The following is a 15,315-nucleotide window of genomic DNA, read 5'->3' as shown; positions in this document are numbered from 1 at the left end:
AGCGCAAGATAGTAGACATTACCGGCGCCGATCCCAAGCGCTATCCTCAGGCGGCACGCCGCTGGGACCAGGCGAAAAGAAAAAATGTCACACCCAGGCCTGCCATACCGAGAAACACGGCGGGCCGCGCATCCACGTCGCCGACCAGGAATGAGGCCAGCAACGGCCCGCCGGCGCTGCCCAAAAGCTGGGCAGCAGGGAGTTGCAACGCCGCCCGGCGGCTATCATCGACCTTTACCAGAAGAAGCAGTTGGTAGGGCAATGCGAACAACCAGACGAAGCCGAAGATGGCCGCCCCCGCCAGGAAGGCCCCTGGTGATGGCGCGTATGCGAGGATGAAAAATCCAAGAATGCCAAGCAGGCTCGCTCCCCCGAGGACTGGCAGTAGTGGCGGACGCGACCCCAGCCATGTCGCACTGGCCCCACCCGCCACCTGGAAAGCGAGGAATACGGACATCGCCGTTCCCACGACCGTTGCCGGCAAATTCAGCTGGGCCCCCAGCTGATCCAGGTAGACCCAGGTGGCGCTCATCGCAGCCAGAAAAACAAACACACCCAATAAGGCAATCAACGGTTCCATCGGCAGACGACTACCGGGGATCGCATGCTGTGGCACAAGCAGAGGGTAGTTATCAAGGTTCAGTGAACTGAACAGCGCGGCCATGGCCGAGAGTACAGCCATACCAGCCAGGGCGCCGTTCGCACCGAAGCGCGGGACGACCAATGTGGACAAGGTGGTCACGACGATAAGCTGGAAAAGCGTTTCGCCTGTCAGGAACGAGCCGGACCATCGTTCGGGCTGGCTGGTTCGGGCGATCATGCCCATGGCTATCCACAACAGGATGCCCGCGGCAAGCCCAGCGATCGCCCGGCTGATGACGATCTCAAGGCCAGACGCAGCCATGGCGGCCACGCTGGCGAGCGCGTGGACCATGCCCGCCGCGCCGCCAATCATGCGCAAATATCGGGGCTTGAATATCCAGCCCGCGACGGCCGCCCCAATACCGACCATCAGCAGTTCCGCCATGGCCGTCAGCCCGATCTCGGAGGCCGTCAGGCGCCCCTCTTGCTCAAGTTGCCCCAATACCAAAGGCTGCAAGCCGGTGATCAGCAACGCGATGGCGCCACCGTAGAGCGCGGCAAACGCTTGTAACGGCTTGGGACGTACAAGGGCCATATCCTCCCGCCCCTCCATCTCCGAAACTTCGATTGCCGCAGAGTCCCGCAAAGGTAAATCCGCCATGTTGGTAACCCCGCCCATGAAGCTAGAAATGGAGGGTGGCTTGAATGCCAACCGTCCGGGGGGCGCCCGCGACCTGCTGAATAAAGCCGAAGGGATTGGACAGGTCAGCACCATAGGTTATGTATTTGGTCCCCGTCAGGTTCTTGGTGAAAACGCCCAAACTCCAGCGACCGCCGGGGCTGGAATAACGGACTTGAGCGTCCAACAGCCAATAGGCCCCCTGCACCAGCAATGGATTGTTACGAATATCGAAGAACTGCCGCGTGCGATACGAGGCTGAAGTCCCGATGGTCACCGTCGCTTGGTTTGCCAAGGGAATGGCGTAGTCAGCCATCGCAATCGCGGTAACACGGGGTGACGAAGGCAGGCGATTACCGGTCAGGTTCTCCAAACTGGTGGTGACGCCGCCGAGGTTAAAATTCCCCATACGGGCGTCCAGATACCCTAAATTCAAGCTGGTGGTCAGCCCGGACAAAGGCTTCGCGCTCAGTTCAAGCTCCACCCCCTTGATGGTTGCCGTGGGGGCATTCACCAGGACGGAAACCGGCAGGTCGCCGGGATTGCTGGCCGGGGTCAAGTTATAGACCTGCATATTGGTGTAGTCATAATAGAAGGCCGCACCATTGAACCGCAGGCGACGGTCCAGCAAATCGGTCTTGAAACCCACCTCATACGCCGTGACCTTCTCCGGTTGGATAGGCCGCAACTGGGTTGCCGCGTCCACCGGATTTGATGCCAGGAACCCGCCATTGTAGCCGCCGCTTTTGAAGCCGGTCGCAACGCTGGTATAGACGTGGATGTCAGGCTCCACCTCATAATCGAGAGCCGCGCGCCATGAGGCTGCGTTATTCTCCAGCTTCTCGTTCGCCGCATAAATCGGCGTGGCGGCGGGAAACGCTCCATTCGTCTCCAGACTGAGCGCCCCGATTGTGGCGAAGGTCTTTTCCTCGTGGGTAAAGCGTCCACCCAACGTAAGACGGAGCCCGTCGGCGACATCGAAGTCCGTTTGCCCGAACGCGGCGTAGGCCGATGTCCGCTGCCGGCTTGTATCACCGCCCACCAGCGCCACCCCCTCGCCAGCGCCGGGGCCAAAAACCAGATCAAGGTCCTGGAAAGCACGGCTGGTCTGGTTCTGCCAAAGTATCTCATTCATGTAATACAGGCCACCGACCCAATGCAGCGCGGCATCCCCGCCAGCAGCACGGAATTCCTGGGAGTAGCTCTTGGATGTGACACCCCAATCGATCTCCAGCAGGCGCAGCGGCTCGCTGTCGGAGTCCTCCGGATCGGTCCGACGGCTGCTTTCATAGGCCGTGATCGAGGTCAGGGTTACATCTTCCAGGGAGTAATCGGCCCGCAATGATGCGCCGTTGGCAGCGACCGTCGTTTCCTCGGTGCGGTTGTAGTTACCCTTATAGAGGTTGGATGGACCATGGTAGCCGTAGGCGTCGACACAACTGCTCGCCTGCACTTGGGCCGTGGAGCAAAAGCCTCCCGTCGAAGGATCAAGCGTCCCCACTTCGTGATAGGGGGTGGGCAGTGTCTGCTGTCGCCCCCAATGAAGGTTCAGCAGCAGCGTCAGGTCATCAGACGGTTTGATTTCAAACAAAGTCCGTACCGCATAGTCATCAGTGCCCCCCTGGCGCTGGCCGGTTTGGAGATTCTTCATGAATCCATCCGAACCGTTGTGATTAAAGGCGATCCGGGCGTTTACACGATCGTCCAATGGGCCATTCACAAATCCATCGACTTGGTAGGTATTGTAGGATCCGTAGCTGGCATGAACACTGGCGCTTGGCTCATCCGTCGGCCGGGCCGAGATATAGCTGATGGCGCCACCGGTGGTGTTCCGGCCATACAACGTTCCCTGGGGGCCCTTCAGCACCTCCACCCGCTCCAAGTCAAAGGTCTGGAAGCTCTGAGAAGCGGGAGAGCTCATATAGACATCATCAATATAAACGCCGTTGGGTCCCGCGTTATTGGTACTCACATCATTCAACCCGACACCTCGGATTGTTATAATGGGCTGGCTGCCGACACCATAAGGTAAGCTAATCTGAAGATTAGGGACGAATTCGGCAATATCTTCGCTGGATGTCACACCACGATTCTTTAAGGTCTGGCCATCAAGCGCGTTAACGGCAATTGGAATATTTTGAATGTTCTCGCTGCGATGCTGGGCTGTCACCACAATATCCTGCAGAACGTCTTCCGAGCCCGACCGAGCATCGCCTGAGGCTGCATTCTGAGCTTCCGCCGAGTTCGCGGCAAGCAACACCCCCAGCGCGACCGTGCGCATCAGCACATCATTGTACCGCATCATCTCTCTCCCAGGCCCCCTGTCGTGGCCTATTGTGGTTACATTGTTATTCTACTTGCATGCGATCGAGCACATTCTTGACGTTGCTTCCAATCGCGAAATAAAATATGAGAATCGGGCTTGTGTGCCCTTAGCAGGCCTTCACTATTTCTAAACGGTGGACAAGCCGCGGATAGGACAAAGGGCAGACGGGGCCGTTCCGCCAAGGCGTAAACGCACCCTGCGAGCCGAGCGCGAGTTGCCCTTGCTGTAATCAGGTCGCCCCCCTAACCTTCAAAAGGACTGAGAGTCGACGTCCCTGGGCTGCCCAGTGTAATAGTTGGCGTACTGCAGCCTGCACCGCTCCAGCAATTCGAGCGTCGGTATTCCTTGGGTAAAGCGGGCTGGAGACATTACCGACATATCCAGGTCCGGTGATTTACCTTCAGCAATCCAGCCCGCCAGCACTTCTCCCAACGCTGGAGAGACTGATAAACCGCCGACATTGCAACCGCCGATGATATACAGACCAGAAACTCCGGGGGCCGGGCCCACAAGATGGAAGCCGTCCGGGGTCATCGTCGGTAGGCCACCGCGATGCTCGCGTACTGGCGCGTCCTTCAGTAACGGGAACTGACCTTCGACTGATTTTATAAGCCGTCGCAGAACAGCTATATCCAACGCTAGGTCATCAATCCGGAATTCCGGTCCTCGTTCGGCCAAATCCACAGTTACCGGATCTTGCTCGTATCCCCCGAACATCAAGCCGCCCCTGCAGGGACGCACATAGGCATTGGCGTCAATGACCCGCGCGGTAGGCATGTCCGGGCGTGCGGCCCGCATGGGTTCGGTGATTAGAAGCTGATGGCGAGTGGGCACCACCGGAAGCGATACACCGGCCATATTTCCCACCAGGCGCAGCCAGCCGCCGGCCGCGTCCACCACGGCAAGGGCGTGCAGCTCACCACGTTCAGTGAGCACCCGATTGACGCGGCCGCCTTCCACCACGATGCCCGTCACCCTTGTATCGGGCATGAGGGAGCACCCCAGCGACGCAGCTGCGTTGGCGTAGCCCAAGGCGATCTGCTCCGGCTCCAGATGGAGGTCCGTGGGTGTGAATGAAACGGCATGAATGCCGTCCATCTCCAGAATGGGCATACGGTCCCTGGCCGCCTCCGGGCTTATCATTGCCACGTCCAGACCAAAGCGCCGACCATTCTCGACAGCCAAGTTCAGTCCGGCCGCATGTTCAGGGGTCCGCGCGATGATCAAACTGCCGGCCTGGACATACTCGATGGGCAGCCCCGTTTCCGTTGTGAAGTGCACCATCTTGTCGACGGAACGACGGGCGAGTTCCATCATGATGTCGGTACGGCGCAACTGACCAGTCAAGCCTGCAGCCCGCGGCGACGTCTGTGACCCCAAGGCCGCTTGGTCCACCAACGCCACGCGGCGCCCCGCCTTGGCGAGATGGAACGCGGTACTGGCACCAAAGGCCCCCGATCCAACGACGACGACATCGAACGTGTCCATTTCAACCCCTTTTTATGCTACGTCAGCGGCAATAATGATCCTTGGGGCTTACGGCCAACCCGCGCCGGGGACATCGACGTTTATCGCCAGCAGGCGCGCTGTATGGTGCTCCCGGCAAAATGCGGGTTCGGTACTCTCGGCGGTAAAGACATACAGCGTCTTGCGGTCGACACCGCCCAAGACACAGGCAATCGCTTGCTGATCGGTGGCGATGCGCTCCAGCACCTCGCCGCCCTGTCTTATACGCAGCACCTCATTGGTAGGTGGCGAGGCCACCCAGATTGCCCCTTCGGCGTCCAGACAAATTCCATCAGGAAGCGCGCCATCACCAAGAGCCGCCCATTCCGTGCGGTTGCTCAAGCCACCATTGTCGGCGATGTCGAAAGCGGTCAGGCATTGCCCCCCACTCTCCCCCACAATTAAAGTCCGGCCATCGGGAGTGATGACCATGCCGTTGGGGAAGAACAAGTCTTCCGCCGCGACGGTGACGTGACCGTCGGGTGCCACCGCCGCCAGCACCGCCAACTTGGGCGGTTCCGGGGGAAAGAGGGAAAAGCCGAAGTTTCCGACATAGGCCACCCCTGTCGGCCCTACGATCATGTCGTTGGCCGGGCCGGTCGCCAGTTCGGAGAGATCGGCATGAACCGCCGTCGCACCGTCCGGCTCCAGGCGCAACACACGCTTGTCCAGCATTGAAACCACAAGCATCCGCCCGTCAGGCAACCAGCCCAGCCCCGAGACCGGCCCCGAGGCGCTCATGACGGCTTCAAGGCCCCCGTCACCTCGCAACACCATGACCCTGTCGGCATGAACGTCGGAGAAGTAAAGCCCGTCGGCACGCCAGCGCGGCGCTTCACCGAACGATAAGTTATTAATAACTATATTTATTTCTCTCGCCATGTCATGGCCTCCCGTACGTCATGCTTGGAATCGGAGGTTTTTGGTATTTTTCAGTCGGATTCCCCGCCAAGGACACCCGCCCGCCTTCGATGCTACAGGATAGTTATTGCTATGCAAAGGGCATTGTTGGATAGTCCATCCCGCAATCGCCGCCGCAATGCCAAGGCCGCGATTCCGACAATCTTTGAGGACGAGGACTCCGGCCATGGACGAGACCAAGAGTGAAATGACCGATCATGAGCAAAGCGCCGACAACGCACTGGTGCGCCCTTTGGCCTTATCCCACGTAGGGATTCACGTAAGCGACCTGTCGCGTTCCATTGATTTCTATAGCAGGGTGTTTGGATTCAGAGCCTTCTATGACAATCAGGAGGGGCCTGAGAAAGACCGCGTCGTCATAGGATTAATTGCCAATATCGCGGTGGAACTCATTAAAAAGGCCAAACCGACGGCAACGGAGCCGGATGGGGCGTCGGTCGGCCAAACTCCGCCGTCCACCTACGTCGCCCTTACCTTCAGCGTGCCCGATGTCGATATCGCCTATGGCGAATTATTGGCCGCAGGCCTGGCGAACATGGGTCCGCCCACGGCCATGCCGCCGGACATCCGCATGGTCTTTTTGCGTGATCCGGATGGAACCCTGCTGGAATTGATCGACCTCGGGGGCCCAAAGTCACTGGCGGAGATGGTTGGCTTGGCCTAATCGCCGGGGCGCGAGGATTTGGCCCCATTCCAGCAGTCGGCCGGGAATGGGGCCGGAACCAAATATTAAGAGACCTTCCCCTGAATAAACGGCAGCCACTGAAGGGCGGCGGCGGGATCGCCCTCAATCTTGATCTTGCCCTGTAGATAGGCCATCTGGGGATTCAGCTTTCCCGACGCCAAATTTTCGAAGTCTGAACGGGACACGGTGATGACGGTATCCGCCGCCCCCTCTTGGGCCTCGACGGTCGCGGCATTCGCCAGCACGACACCGACATCCTTGATCTTTATCTTGAGACTTTTGGCAGGGGCAGGTTTTGCTGCTATCGCCGTTTTCAGTTTTCCGACGACGCTTTCGATGAAATCTTCGACAGATACCATGTTTTATTCCTTCTATTGTACAGATTAGTGAGAGTTAGGATTGTGGGACTGGCGACGCTCATGCTGAGCACTGCGCCCAATTTCTTCCATCTGGGCATAAAGTTTACGCATCCGCGGGGCATCTGTTCCCAGCGAACGAATAACCTTCGCCTGCTCCGGCGGCATGAAGACTTCAATTGATTTCCGCCGGATTGCCGTCACCACCGTTTCGGCAACAAACTCCGGTGACACCGGGTCGGCGAGGAAAGCGAAGCCACAGGCGTCGTCCCTTTCCTCCTGCTCCAACATCGGTGTTTCGGTGGCGGTCGGGTGAACAATGGTGAAGTCGACGCCCGTATTCCGCTCCTCGAATGCCAGGGCGTGATGGAAGGCTCTCAAAGCCTGTTTTGAGGCGCCATAACTGGCGATGCCTGGAAAAGGCATAAAGGAGACCATGCTGCAAACGGTCACGACGTGCCCGTGGCCCTGCGCCCGAAACCGCTCCAACGTCGCCAGGGAACCGGTCAGGGGGCCCATGAAATTGATATTTATGGTGCGCTGGTGGTGCGCGACCGGGACATCGCGCGCGTTCCCGGTCACCACAATTGCCGCGTTGTTGACCAGCACATCCAAGGTGCCGAAACGGCTATAGGTCAGGTCCAGCGCCGCCTCCCAGGCGGCCGGCGATGTAATATCCAAAGCCACCGCATCGGCATTGGAGCCGAGGCTGGCGGCTACGTCCCGCACACCTTTCGCGTTGATGTCCGCCAGCATGACGGCATGGCCTTGACTGGCCAGCAGCCGGGCGGTGGCGGCCCCAATGCCGCTGGCTGCTCCGGTGATGAAAAATACCTGTGGCTTTTTCTTTTTCATGATCGCCCCGAGATGCAAGCCGGCCCTCAGCCGGATAAAATAGTAATGACTATATTATCATTGCCGTCAAGTCCCGACTGAGGCCAAGGCGATGGGGCCGAGAAGTTGCGCATTCCAGGCAATCTGGCGCAGGAAAGGCGCATGATCCAGCGCTGGACAGTTCGCCATATATAGCTAATAGTATATTCTGAATAGAAACAAAGCCGCCGGCAAGAATGGGAGAATCTCAATGTGCAGCGACACCTTAGCGCCGACCAGGGTCCCCGAACCCGACAGCGCCGACACGTTGCGGGCATTGCTCGAAAGGCAGCGAAGCGCGCAAATTCAAGCGGGGGCGCCCTCCGCCGCGACGCGGATTGACCGCCTGAGCCGGTGCATCGACCTTCTGCTGAGCAACACCAAGGAAATCACCCAGGCCCTGGCACAGGATTTCGGAACGCGATCGACGGAGGTCAGCCTGTTGATGGACCTTGCGGGGCCGCTGGCGGCACTTAAATTCGCGCGCCGCAACGTCACGCGCTGGATGAAGCCGGAAAGGCGGTGGACCAGCCCTTGGATACTATCGCTGCTGGGGGCGAAGGCGACCCTTCATTATCAGCCGAAGGGCGTTGTGGGCATTGTCAGCCCATGGAACGTCCCATTCCATTTGGTGTTCGCCCCTCTTGCCGGAGTCCTGGCCGCCGGCAACCGGGCGATGATTAAGCCTTCTGAACTGACTCCTGCAACCTCCTCGTTGATGGAGCGGTTGGTCGCCAATGCCTTCTCACCGGACGAGGTAGCGGTTTGCACTGGCGGCCCCGACGTTGCCAAAGCGTTTTCTCATCTCCGATTTGACCATCTGGTTTTCACGGGCGGTGGCACCGTCGCGCGTGATGTTATGCGGGCGGCGGCGGAGAACTTGGTGCCACTAACTCTGGAGTTGGGTGGCAAGTGTCCAGCGATCGTCTCCTCCACCGCCGATATTTCTTTGGCGGCGCGACGCATCATGAACGGCAAGCTGCTGAACGCTGGCCAGACTTGCTTAGCCCCGGACTATGTATTGGTGCAGAAGGACAAGTTGTCAGTCTTCGTCCAGGAAGCCGCAGCGGCGGTCCGGCAATTCTTCCCCACCCTCCGGGACAACCCAGACTATGGCTCAATCATTTCCGACCGGCACGCCAGTCGTCTACGCGGCTATATTGCTGATGCGCGGGCGGGCGGCGCCACGGTGCTGGAACTGATCCCGCCGGGCGAAGCCCCACTACCGCTGCCTGGCCGGAAAATCGCCCCCACCTTGGTCATCAACCCAAGCCAGGATATGGCGGTCCTCCAAGAGGAGATATTCGGCCCGATCCTTCCAATCCTCCCCTACAAGGATCTGGATGACGCCCTCCGATATATCAATCAACGGGAACGACCGCTTGGCCTCTACTGGTTCGGAACAGACGCAAGCGAGCAGGAAACGGTTTTGGCGAACACCACCAGCGGCGGTGTGACCATCAATGACGTCCTCTATCATGTCGCCCAGGACGAGCTTCCCTTCGGCGGCATTGGGGGATCGGGCTTCGGCGTCTATGGCGGACGGGAGGGGTTCGTGGAATTCAGCCACCGCAAGGCCGTCTACCAGCAACTTGGCCGGGACATTGCCCCGCTGCGCGCGTTGCGCCCACCATATGGCCATGGGATCCGCGCCTATTTGGCAAGCCAAATCAAATAGGCGTCCATGAAGAAATGTCGGGGTGGTAGGTGTTGAACTGATGGTGTGGATGCCCCCTTTCCTCGGCATCGGCGGATGCCAGGCTATGATGTCTGCTGGACATCGTTATGGAGGGCACCATGACCACGACGTACTTGGTGGCGATAGACCTGGCCAAGCGGCATTTCCAGGTCTGCACGACGGACTTTTCCGGCAAGGTGTTGTTCAATCGTGCTTTTTCACGGCAGAAGCTGATGGTGTTTCTGAGTGGGCAGTCTCGCTGCATCGTTGCGATGGAGGCCTGCTCGACCAGCCACTACTGGGGTCGGCTCGCCGAAGGTGCGGGGCATGAGGTTCGGCTGATCCCGCCGATTTACGTGAAGCCGTTCGTGAAGCGGCAGAAGAACGACGCGGCGGACGCCGAGGCGATCTCGGAAGCGGCCCGCCGTCCGAACCTTCATTTCGTTGCGGTGAAGAGTGCGGAGCATCAGGCCCGGGCGGTCACCTTTCGGACCCACCAGTGTTTTTGTGAGGCAGCGGACGCAGCTGATCAACGCGTTGCGCGGCCATCTGGCGGAATTCGGCATCGTCGCGCCGGTTGGGGCGACCAATGTCACGCGGCTGGAGGAGGCGATTGGCGCCGAGGGTGACGATCTGCCGCCCGTTGTCCGCGAGATGGCTGGCTTCTACATTGAACAGATCAAAGCTCTGACGGTGAGGATCGACGGCCTGGTTCAGCGCCTGCAATCGGCATCCCGGACGGATGCGTTTCTGCGGCGTCTCTGCACCCTTCCGGGCGTCGGCCCCGTCACGGCCGGTGCGCTTGCCGCCTTCGCGCCGGACCTGCGCACCTTTTCCGATGGCAGGAACTTCGCGGCCTGGCTGGGCCTGGTGCCGAAGCAGTTGTCATCCGGAGGTAAGCCCCGGTTGGGCGGCATGAGCCGAATGGGCCAGGACGATATCCGAAGGCTGTTGATCATTGGCGCCATGAGCCGCATCCGGTGGATTTGCCGGCGCGGCGCGACACCGGATAATTGGCTTGGGCGTCTCCTGTTGCGCAAGCCGCGCATGGTCGCCGCCGTCGCCCTGGCCAACAAGATGGCGCGGACCCTTTGGGCGATGGTGGTCAAGCAACAGGATTATCGGACAGCGTGATCCGGCAGTCGGTAACGGCGCCTGACGGAGCACGTTGCGGGCCTCACGGCCCGGGCAGGAAGATCGACTGACGGTGTAGGCCGCAAGGACTTCAATGTTCAGGTGGGGATAACCAGTCCCGGCGCGCGGGCGACAAAGCTCTCTGAACCGATGTGGACCCCATCTCTCGAACAGCATACCGGCCCGTGGCCCGTTCAGGCCACATCATGAGGCCTGACACACGACCGATAGAACTCCTCGCAACCGATACGACGTCAGAAAATTCCTCTTGCTTAACCGGGGGCATCCACACACGCGCCGGGATTGTACCTGGCGCTGGACAATTTAAGATGCATGGCGGAGGTCCTAGCGGTCTATGATGCGGCCCTTAAGGGCCGGCAGTTGATGGAGTTCGTCCGCGCCCCCTTACCTCAGGATACCGTACCCTTGGAGGCGGCCGAAGCTCTGGACCTTATTCGCAGGCAGCCGGTCGATAAGCTTGTTGATTTCGAACAGCTGGAAGCCCTAGGTCGCGCATATCCTGCCCTTGTCACCACCGATGCGGAATGGTTCTGAACAGCCATTTCTCAATTAGCGCCTCAAGCAGGGACCACGCTGTTGAGCTTTACCCTCACGCCAGCCGCTGAGCCAGCTCCTCCGCATCAACGTGGTAATACCGACTCAGCATCGACAGCGTCTTGTGGCCCGTGACCCGCATCAGTTCGAGCGGATTGGTATAGACCTTTGCGAGCCGGCTGGTGGCCTCGTGCCGAAGGTCGTGGAACGTCAGATCCGGAATTCTCTTCCCCACAGTCCGGGCGAAGGTGATCTTCAAAGTGTTCTGGTCGACCGGGAAAAGCCGGCCAGCCTTGGCCCCGAACCCCGGCAGGGAACGAATGGCCTCCACTGCGGCGCTGGAAAGGGGCACCCTACGCACATCGCCGTTCTTGGAACCTTGGCCGCTCAGGCCACGGATGGTCATGACCCGCTTCTCCAGGTCCACGTCCTTCCAGTCGAGCGAGCACAGCTCGCCCTGCCGCGCGGCGGTCTCGATGGCCAAGCCGGGCCAGCGGCACCGTCAGGGCCGCATGGCGGCCCGCCGCAAGCGCCTTGAACAGGGTTTCCTCCTCCGCGGGACACTCCTCCTGTCCCGCGACGACGCGGGCGGGCTGCAACCGGCGTTCCCGCTTCCGGTCAGCTCCCTTCGGGCGCGCCGTGAGCTTGGCCGACGCCATATTGTCGACTACATGGACACCCCATTCGGACCGGGCGTGGTTGATGACGGTCGCGATAAGGTTCAACCGGCGGACGATGGTGGCCGGAGCGTAAGCGGCGGCGGCCATCCGGTCGCGGAACGCACCCACGTCCTTCGACGCCAGCATGGTCATCCGCATCAGGCTGATCTGGTCGTCCAGGATCACGGCCAGGTGGCCCTTCTCCTTGTCGCCCCCCAGCTTGGTGGTAAGCGTCAGCGGATCGGCGAGCAGTTCAAGGGTTGACGGCCTTCTTCATTCTTGAAGCGCTGGCGATCCGCTTAAGAGTAATGCGGATCTGCTCTTCATCGATATCGTCGGGGTCGTAGGGGCCGCCGTACCAGTCGAGGGCTTCCTTCTTCTTTTTGCTGCCTCTGCCCTTGTCGGGCCCGGCGATGTCATCGAGGAAGTCGTAGTAGCCGGGAACTCCGCCGCAATCCTCGGGCGGGCAGCGCCGCTCGCCACCAAGGAACTGGGGATAGGGCTGGTCCGGCTGAGCGGCCTCGACGCGCTCGATGATGATCTGGTGTTCCCAGTTGTCGCCCATGTCGTAGACGTAGCCGAACGTCTCGACACCGGCATCGAGCAACTTTTGTAGCTTGATCGTGCTGGCGCGCTTGATAGTGCGCCCCCAGTCCATGCCATCGGGATCGGGAAGGCCGTAGGTGGCCCCCTCGACCTCGAACTCCCACAGATGGTAGTCGAGCCAGCCCATGGCGGCCTGGATGATCTTGTGGAGCGCCGCGAGGCTGGTGGTGCCGCGCACGGCAACGCGGCGCCAGACCAGGGGTTCGGTATGGAGCAGTTCGATGCGCAGGATGGCAAGGGTGTCGGCGGTCATGCCGCGAGTTTGTCAGCCCGGCGCATCCAGTTCCAGGGCAGAAGTTCGGCCAGCCGGTTGATCGGATGCCCCTTGGCCATGCGGTCCAGGACATCCGCCAGATAGGCCTCGGGGTCGAGCCCGTTCAGCTTCGCCGTCTCCAGGACGGAGTAGAGGAGTGCCGCCCGGTCGCCGCCCGCCTCGGAGCCCAGGAACAGGAAGTTCTTCCTGGTGATTGCGATGCCGCGCAGGGAGCGTTCGGCGGGGTTGTTGTCGATGGCGATACGGCCATCGGCGACATAGAGGGTGAGCGCCTCCCAGCGGTTCAGCGCATACCCGATCGCCTTGCCCAGCGTGTTCTTGGCCGACAGGCGCCGTTGCTGCGCCTCCAGCCATGGCTTGAGGTCGTCGAGGATGGGAACGGCGAGTTGCCGCCGGGCGTCCCGGCGCTGTTCAGCCGACAGGCCGGTGATCGCGGCCTCGACCTCGTAGAGCCGCCCGATCCGGCGCAAGGCCTCCTCGGCGATGGGTGACCTGGTCTTCTCGTACTGGTCGTAGAGATGCCGCCGCGCATGCGCCCAGCAGGCAGCATGAACGATGCCCGATGGGATGATGCCGGGCTGGACCAGGCTCGATGGCCGGGTCAGTGCCTCATAACCCGTATAGGCGTCCGCCTGGATCACCCCGCTGAACCCGGAGAGATGCTCACGGGGCCGTTCGCCCTTGCGATCCGGGCTGAAACGATAGAACGCCGCTGGCGCACGCTCCCCGCACCAGGGCCGCTCATCGACCAGGTAGGTCCAAAGCCGACCGAGCCGGGTCTGGCCGTTGCCGGGGGCCAGCACCTTGATCGGCGTGTCGTCGGTGTGGATGACTGGCGCCGCCATTACATGGGCACCGATCAGACCGGCCAGGGGGGCCACCCACCAGGCGGCATGGCCGACCCAATCGGCCAAGGTCGCGCGCTCGATCGCGATGCCCTCGCGCGCCAGGATCGCCGACTGCCGGTAGAGCGGCAGCCCGTCCAGGTACTTCGACACCACGACATTGGCCAGCAGGCCGGGCCCGGGGCGGCCCTTCTCCACCGGCAGGTCTGGGGCAGGCGCCTGGAGGATGACCTCGCACGCCCGGCAGGAGAGCTTCGGCCGGATGTGGCGGATCACCTTGAGGCGGGCCGGGATCTTCTCCAGCACCTCGGTCACGTCCTCGCCCAGCTTGGAGAAATGCGTGCCGCCGCAGCCGGGGCAGACGTCACCGGGGGAATGGACGACCTCCTCCCGCGGCAGATGCTCCGGCAAGGGATGGCGCACCGGATGGCGCTGGTCCCGCTGGCGCCGTTCCGGGGCCGCGTTCCCGGCATCCAGCGACGGCGCCGTCCGGGCGGCTTCGCCTTCCTCCAGGTCTTCCAGCATCAGTTCCAGTTGCGCGATCTGCCGGTCGAGCTTCTCCGATGAGCGGCCGAACTGCATCCGGCGGAGCTTGGCCAGTTGGGCCTTGTACTGCTCGATCAGGAGGCGCGCGCCAGTCAGTTCCGCCCGCGCCGTGGCCAGTTCGGCCTCGCGTTCGGCGAGCCGGGCACGGAGCTCGGCGATCTCTGCGGCGGCGGCGGTCATGGGGCGGATTCTACCCGAAAACGCCGCCGTCGGCAGCGTGGTGGACAGCATCCGAGTCACTATGACGCGCCGGGGGCCGCACGGGACCGAGCGCGCTCAGCAGGCCGCGTCCGGCTGCCAGGTTCGCACCGGCGTCCGCCAATCGATCCCTTCCAGCAGCATGGAAACCTGGGCGGCGGTAAGCGCGACCGAGCCCTCCCGGGCCTGTGGCCAGACGAACCGGCCACGCTCCAGCCGCTTGGAGAACAGGCAGAGGCCCTGGCCGTCCCACCATAAAATCTTGATCAGGTCACCCCGCCGCCCCCGGAAGGCGTAAAGCGCGCCGTCGTGGGGATCAAGCCTCAGCATCGTCTGCACCTGAGCGGCCAGGCTGTCGAACCCACGGCGCATGTCGGTCGCGCCGCACGCCAGGTAGAGGCGGACATTGCCCGGAAGGCCGATCACGACAATGCCGCCAAAACCCGGCGCAAGGCCGCCTCACCGACATCGCCGGTGATCCGCAGGCGCACGCCGGTCGGCAGCTCGACCTCGACCACGCCGACGGCAACGGGCGTCTGCTCCGCCACTTCAGGTACGACAGCCGGTGCGGGCAACGCCGCATCGGCAACAACCGAGACCGGCACGAACCCCGTCAGCTCACCCGACCGGAACTGCTTGCGCCACGTCGATAGCTGACCGGTGCTGATACCGTGCATGCGGCACGTCAGGCTCGGCGACGACCCCGGCGCCACGCTCTGCGCCAGAACCCGCAGCTTCTCTTCGGTACTCCAGCGCCGCCGACGCTCCGGCCCGCTCAAAACTTCGCCGTGCAACTCCGAAGCGCTCGTATGAGCACTTCGAAGCGCCTCCTTGCCGATCACCGTCACGTCATCCATGCGTCCACCACTCAAGCCGAGCGGCAAGCATGCCC

Annotated in this window: 15 protein-coding genes and 1 pseudogene; 5 read left to right on the top strand and 11 right to left on the bottom strand. The window is 61.6% G+C overall.

Annotation, left to right across the window (positions count from 1 at the left end):
- Positions 1–46: 46 nt before the first annotated feature.
- From Y958_RS14575 to Y958_RS14560, 4 genes are all read right to left on the bottom strand, one after another.
- Complete coding sequence (locus Y958_RS14575; RefSeq protein ID WP_145727925.1) at positions 47–1,243, bottom strand: MFS transporter; 1,197 nt, start codon at positions 1,241–1,243, stop codon at positions 47–49.
- Positions 1,244–1,265: 22 nt separating this feature from the next.
- Complete coding sequence (locus Y958_RS14570) at positions 1,266–3,566, bottom strand: TonB-dependent receptor (RefSeq protein WP_088872801.1); 2,301 nt, start codon at positions 3,564–3,566, stop codon at positions 1,266–1,268.
- Positions 3,567–3,836: 270 nt separating this feature from the next.
- Positions 3,837–5,075, bottom strand: a complete 1,239-nt coding sequence (locus tag Y958_RS14565; protein ID WP_088872800.1) for an NAD(P)/FAD-dependent oxidoreductase — start codon at positions 5,073–5,075, stop codon at positions 3,837–3,839.
- Positions 5,076–5,123: 48 nt separating this feature from the next.
- Positions 5,124–5,975, bottom strand: a complete 852-nt coding sequence (locus tag Y958_RS14560) for an SMP-30/gluconolactonase/LRE family protein (RefSeq protein WP_088872799.1) — start codon at positions 5,973–5,975, stop codon at positions 5,124–5,126.
- A 205-nt stretch (positions 5,976–6,180) separates the two neighbouring features.
- Between Y958_RS14560 and Y958_RS14555 the strand changes: the two genes are divergently transcribed.
- Positions 6,181–6,678, top strand: a complete 498-nt coding sequence (locus tag Y958_RS14555; protein ID WP_186291408.1) for a VOC family protein — start codon at positions 6,181–6,183, stop codon at positions 6,676–6,678.
- Between the two features lie 65 nt (positions 6,679–6,743).
- Here Y958_RS14555 and Y958_RS14550 read toward each other — a convergent pair whose 3' ends face one another.
- Positions 6,744–7,058, bottom strand: a complete 315-nt coding sequence (locus Y958_RS14550; RefSeq protein ID WP_004273068.1) for an SCP2 sterol-binding domain-containing protein — start codon at positions 7,056–7,058, stop codon at positions 6,744–6,746.
- Positions 7,059–7,082: 24 nt separating this feature from the next.
- A complete protein-coding gene (locus tag Y958_RS14545; RefSeq protein ID WP_088874001.1) occupies positions 7,083–7,910 on the bottom strand; it encodes an SDR family NAD(P)-dependent oxidoreductase in 828 nt (275 codons plus the stop codon).
- A gap of 229 nt (positions 7,911–8,139) precedes the next feature.
- On the opposite strand from Y958_RS14545, the gene Y958_RS14540 reads away from it, so the two are divergent.
- The 3 genes and pseudogenes from Y958_RS14540 (at position 8,140) to Y958_RS14530 (ending at position 11,295) form a co-directional block, all read left to right on the top strand.
- A complete protein-coding gene (locus Y958_RS14540; protein WP_088872797.1) occupies positions 8,140–9,606 on the top strand; it encodes a coniferyl aldehyde dehydrogenase in 1,467 nt (488 codons plus the stop codon).
- A 119-nt stretch (positions 9,607–9,725) separates the two neighbouring features.
- Positions 9,726–10,740, top strand: a pseudogene (locus Y958_RS14535) (IS110 family RNA-guided transposase).
- Between the two features lie 333 nt (positions 10,741–11,073).
- Positions 11,074–11,295 carry a hypothetical protein gene (locus Y958_RS14530; RefSeq protein ID WP_088872796.1) on the top strand — a complete coding sequence of 74 codons (222 nt, stop codon included), beginning with the start codon at positions 11,074–11,076 and terminating at the stop codon, positions 11,293–11,295.
- 55 nt (positions 11,296–11,350) lie between these two features.
- On the opposite strand, the gene Y958_RS14525 is transcribed toward Y958_RS14530, so the two are convergent.
- Positions 11,351–11,779 (bottom strand): site-specific integrase, encoded by a 429-nt coding sequence (locus Y958_RS14525; RefSeq protein WP_088872795.1) that lies wholly within the window; start codon positions 11,777–11,779, stop codon positions 11,351–11,353.
- On the opposite strand from Y958_RS14525, the gene Y958_RS14520 reads away from it, so the two are divergent.
- Complete coding sequence (locus Y958_RS14520; protein WP_145727926.1) at positions 11,772–12,218, top strand: hypothetical protein; 447 nt, start codon at positions 11,772–11,774, stop codon at positions 12,216–12,218. The genes Y958_RS14525 and Y958_RS14520 overlap by 8 nt on opposite strands.
- Here the strand turns inward: Y958_RS14520 and Y958_RS14515 are convergent.
- Genes Y958_RS14515 through tnpA form a run of 4 tightly spaced genes read right to left on the bottom strand, consistent with a single transcriptional unit; the run spans position 12,208 to position 15,280 of the window.
- Positions 12,208–12,813, bottom strand: a complete 606-nt coding sequence (locus Y958_RS14515; protein WP_088870540.1) for a plasmid pRiA4b ORF-3 family protein — start codon at positions 12,811–12,813, stop codon at positions 12,208–12,210. The genes Y958_RS14520 and Y958_RS14515 overlap by 11 nt on opposite strands.
- Positions 12,810–14,456 (bottom strand): IS66 family transposase, encoded by a 1,647-nt coding sequence (gene tnpC / locus Y958_RS14510; RefSeq protein ID WP_088870541.1) that lies wholly within the window; start codon positions 14,454–14,456, stop codon positions 12,810–12,812. The genes Y958_RS14515 and tnpC overlap by 4 nt, the downstream gene beginning before the upstream one ends.
- Before the next feature lie 45 nt (positions 14,457–14,501).
- Positions 14,502–14,849, bottom strand: a complete 348-nt coding sequence (gene tnpB, locus Y958_RS14505) for an IS66 family insertion sequence element accessory protein TnpB (protein ID WP_088870542.1) — start codon at positions 14,847–14,849, stop codon at positions 14,502–14,504.
- Positions 14,846–15,280 (bottom strand): IS66-like element accessory protein TnpA, encoded by a 435-nt coding sequence (gene tnpA, locus Y958_RS14500; protein ID WP_088870543.1) that lies wholly within the window; start codon positions 15,278–15,280, stop codon positions 14,846–14,848. The genes tnpB and tnpA overlap by 4 nt, the downstream gene beginning before the upstream one ends.
- Between the last annotated feature and the right edge of the window lie 35 nt (positions 15,281–15,315).

It is taken from the genome of Nitrospirillum viridazoti CBAmc (genome assembly GCF_000730165.1).
Classification (GTDB): Bacteria; Pseudomonadota; Alphaproteobacteria; order Azospirillales; family Azospirillaceae; genus Nitrospirillum; species Nitrospirillum viridazoti.
Note: the sequence above shows the minus strand (reverse complement) of the source record. Positions and strands in the feature narration are given on the sequence as shown.

Coding starts and splice junctions, on each gene's coding strand:
- Y958_RS14555 (WP_186291408.1), top strand. CDS start 6,181: ATGGACGAGACCAAGAGTGAAATGACCGATCATGAGCAAAGCGCCGAC.
- tnpA (WP_088870543.1), bottom strand. CDS start 15,280: ATGGATGACGTGACGGTGATCGGCAAGGAGGCGCTTCGAAGTGCTCAT.
- Y958_RS14540 (WP_088872797.1), top strand. CDS start 8,140: ATGTGCAGCGACACCTTAGCGCCGACCAGGGTCCCCGAACCCGACAGC.
- Y958_RS14550 (WP_004273068.1), bottom strand. CDS start 7,058: ATGGTATCTGTCGAAGATTTCATCGAAAGCGTCGTCGGAAAACTGAAA.
- Y958_RS14545 (WP_088874001.1), bottom strand. CDS start 7,910: ATGAAAAAGAAAAAGCCACAGGTATTTTTCATCACCGGAGCAGCCAGC.
- Y958_RS14530 (WP_088872796.1), top strand. CDS start 11,074: ATGGCGGAGGTCCTAGCGGTCTATGATGCGGCCCTTAAGGGCCGGCAG.
- Y958_RS14575 (WP_145727925.1), bottom strand. CDS start 1,243: ATGGCGGATTTACCTTTGCGGGACTCTGCGGCAATCGAAGTTTCGGAG.
- Y958_RS14560 (WP_088872799.1), bottom strand. CDS start 5,975: ATGGCGAGAGAAATAAATATAGTTATTAATAACTTATCGTTCGGTGAA.
- tnpC (WP_088870541.1), bottom strand. CDS start 14,456: ATGCTGTCCACCACGCTGCCGACGGCGGCGTTTTCGGGTAGAATCCGC.
- Y958_RS14570 (WP_088872801.1), bottom strand. CDS start 3,566: ATGATGCGGTACAATGATGTGCTGATGCGCACGGTCGCGCTGGGGGTG.
- Y958_RS14565 (WP_088872800.1), bottom strand. CDS start 5,075: ATGGACACGTTCGATGTCGTCGTCGTTGGATCGGGGGCCTTTGGTGCC.
- Y958_RS14515 (WP_088870540.1), bottom strand. CDS start 12,813: ATGACCGCCGACACCCTTGCCATCCTGCGCATCGAACTGCTCCATACC.
- Y958_RS14520 (WP_145727926.1), top strand. CDS start 11,772: ATGGCCAAGCCGGGCCAGCGGCACCGTCAGGGCCGCATGGCGGCCCGC.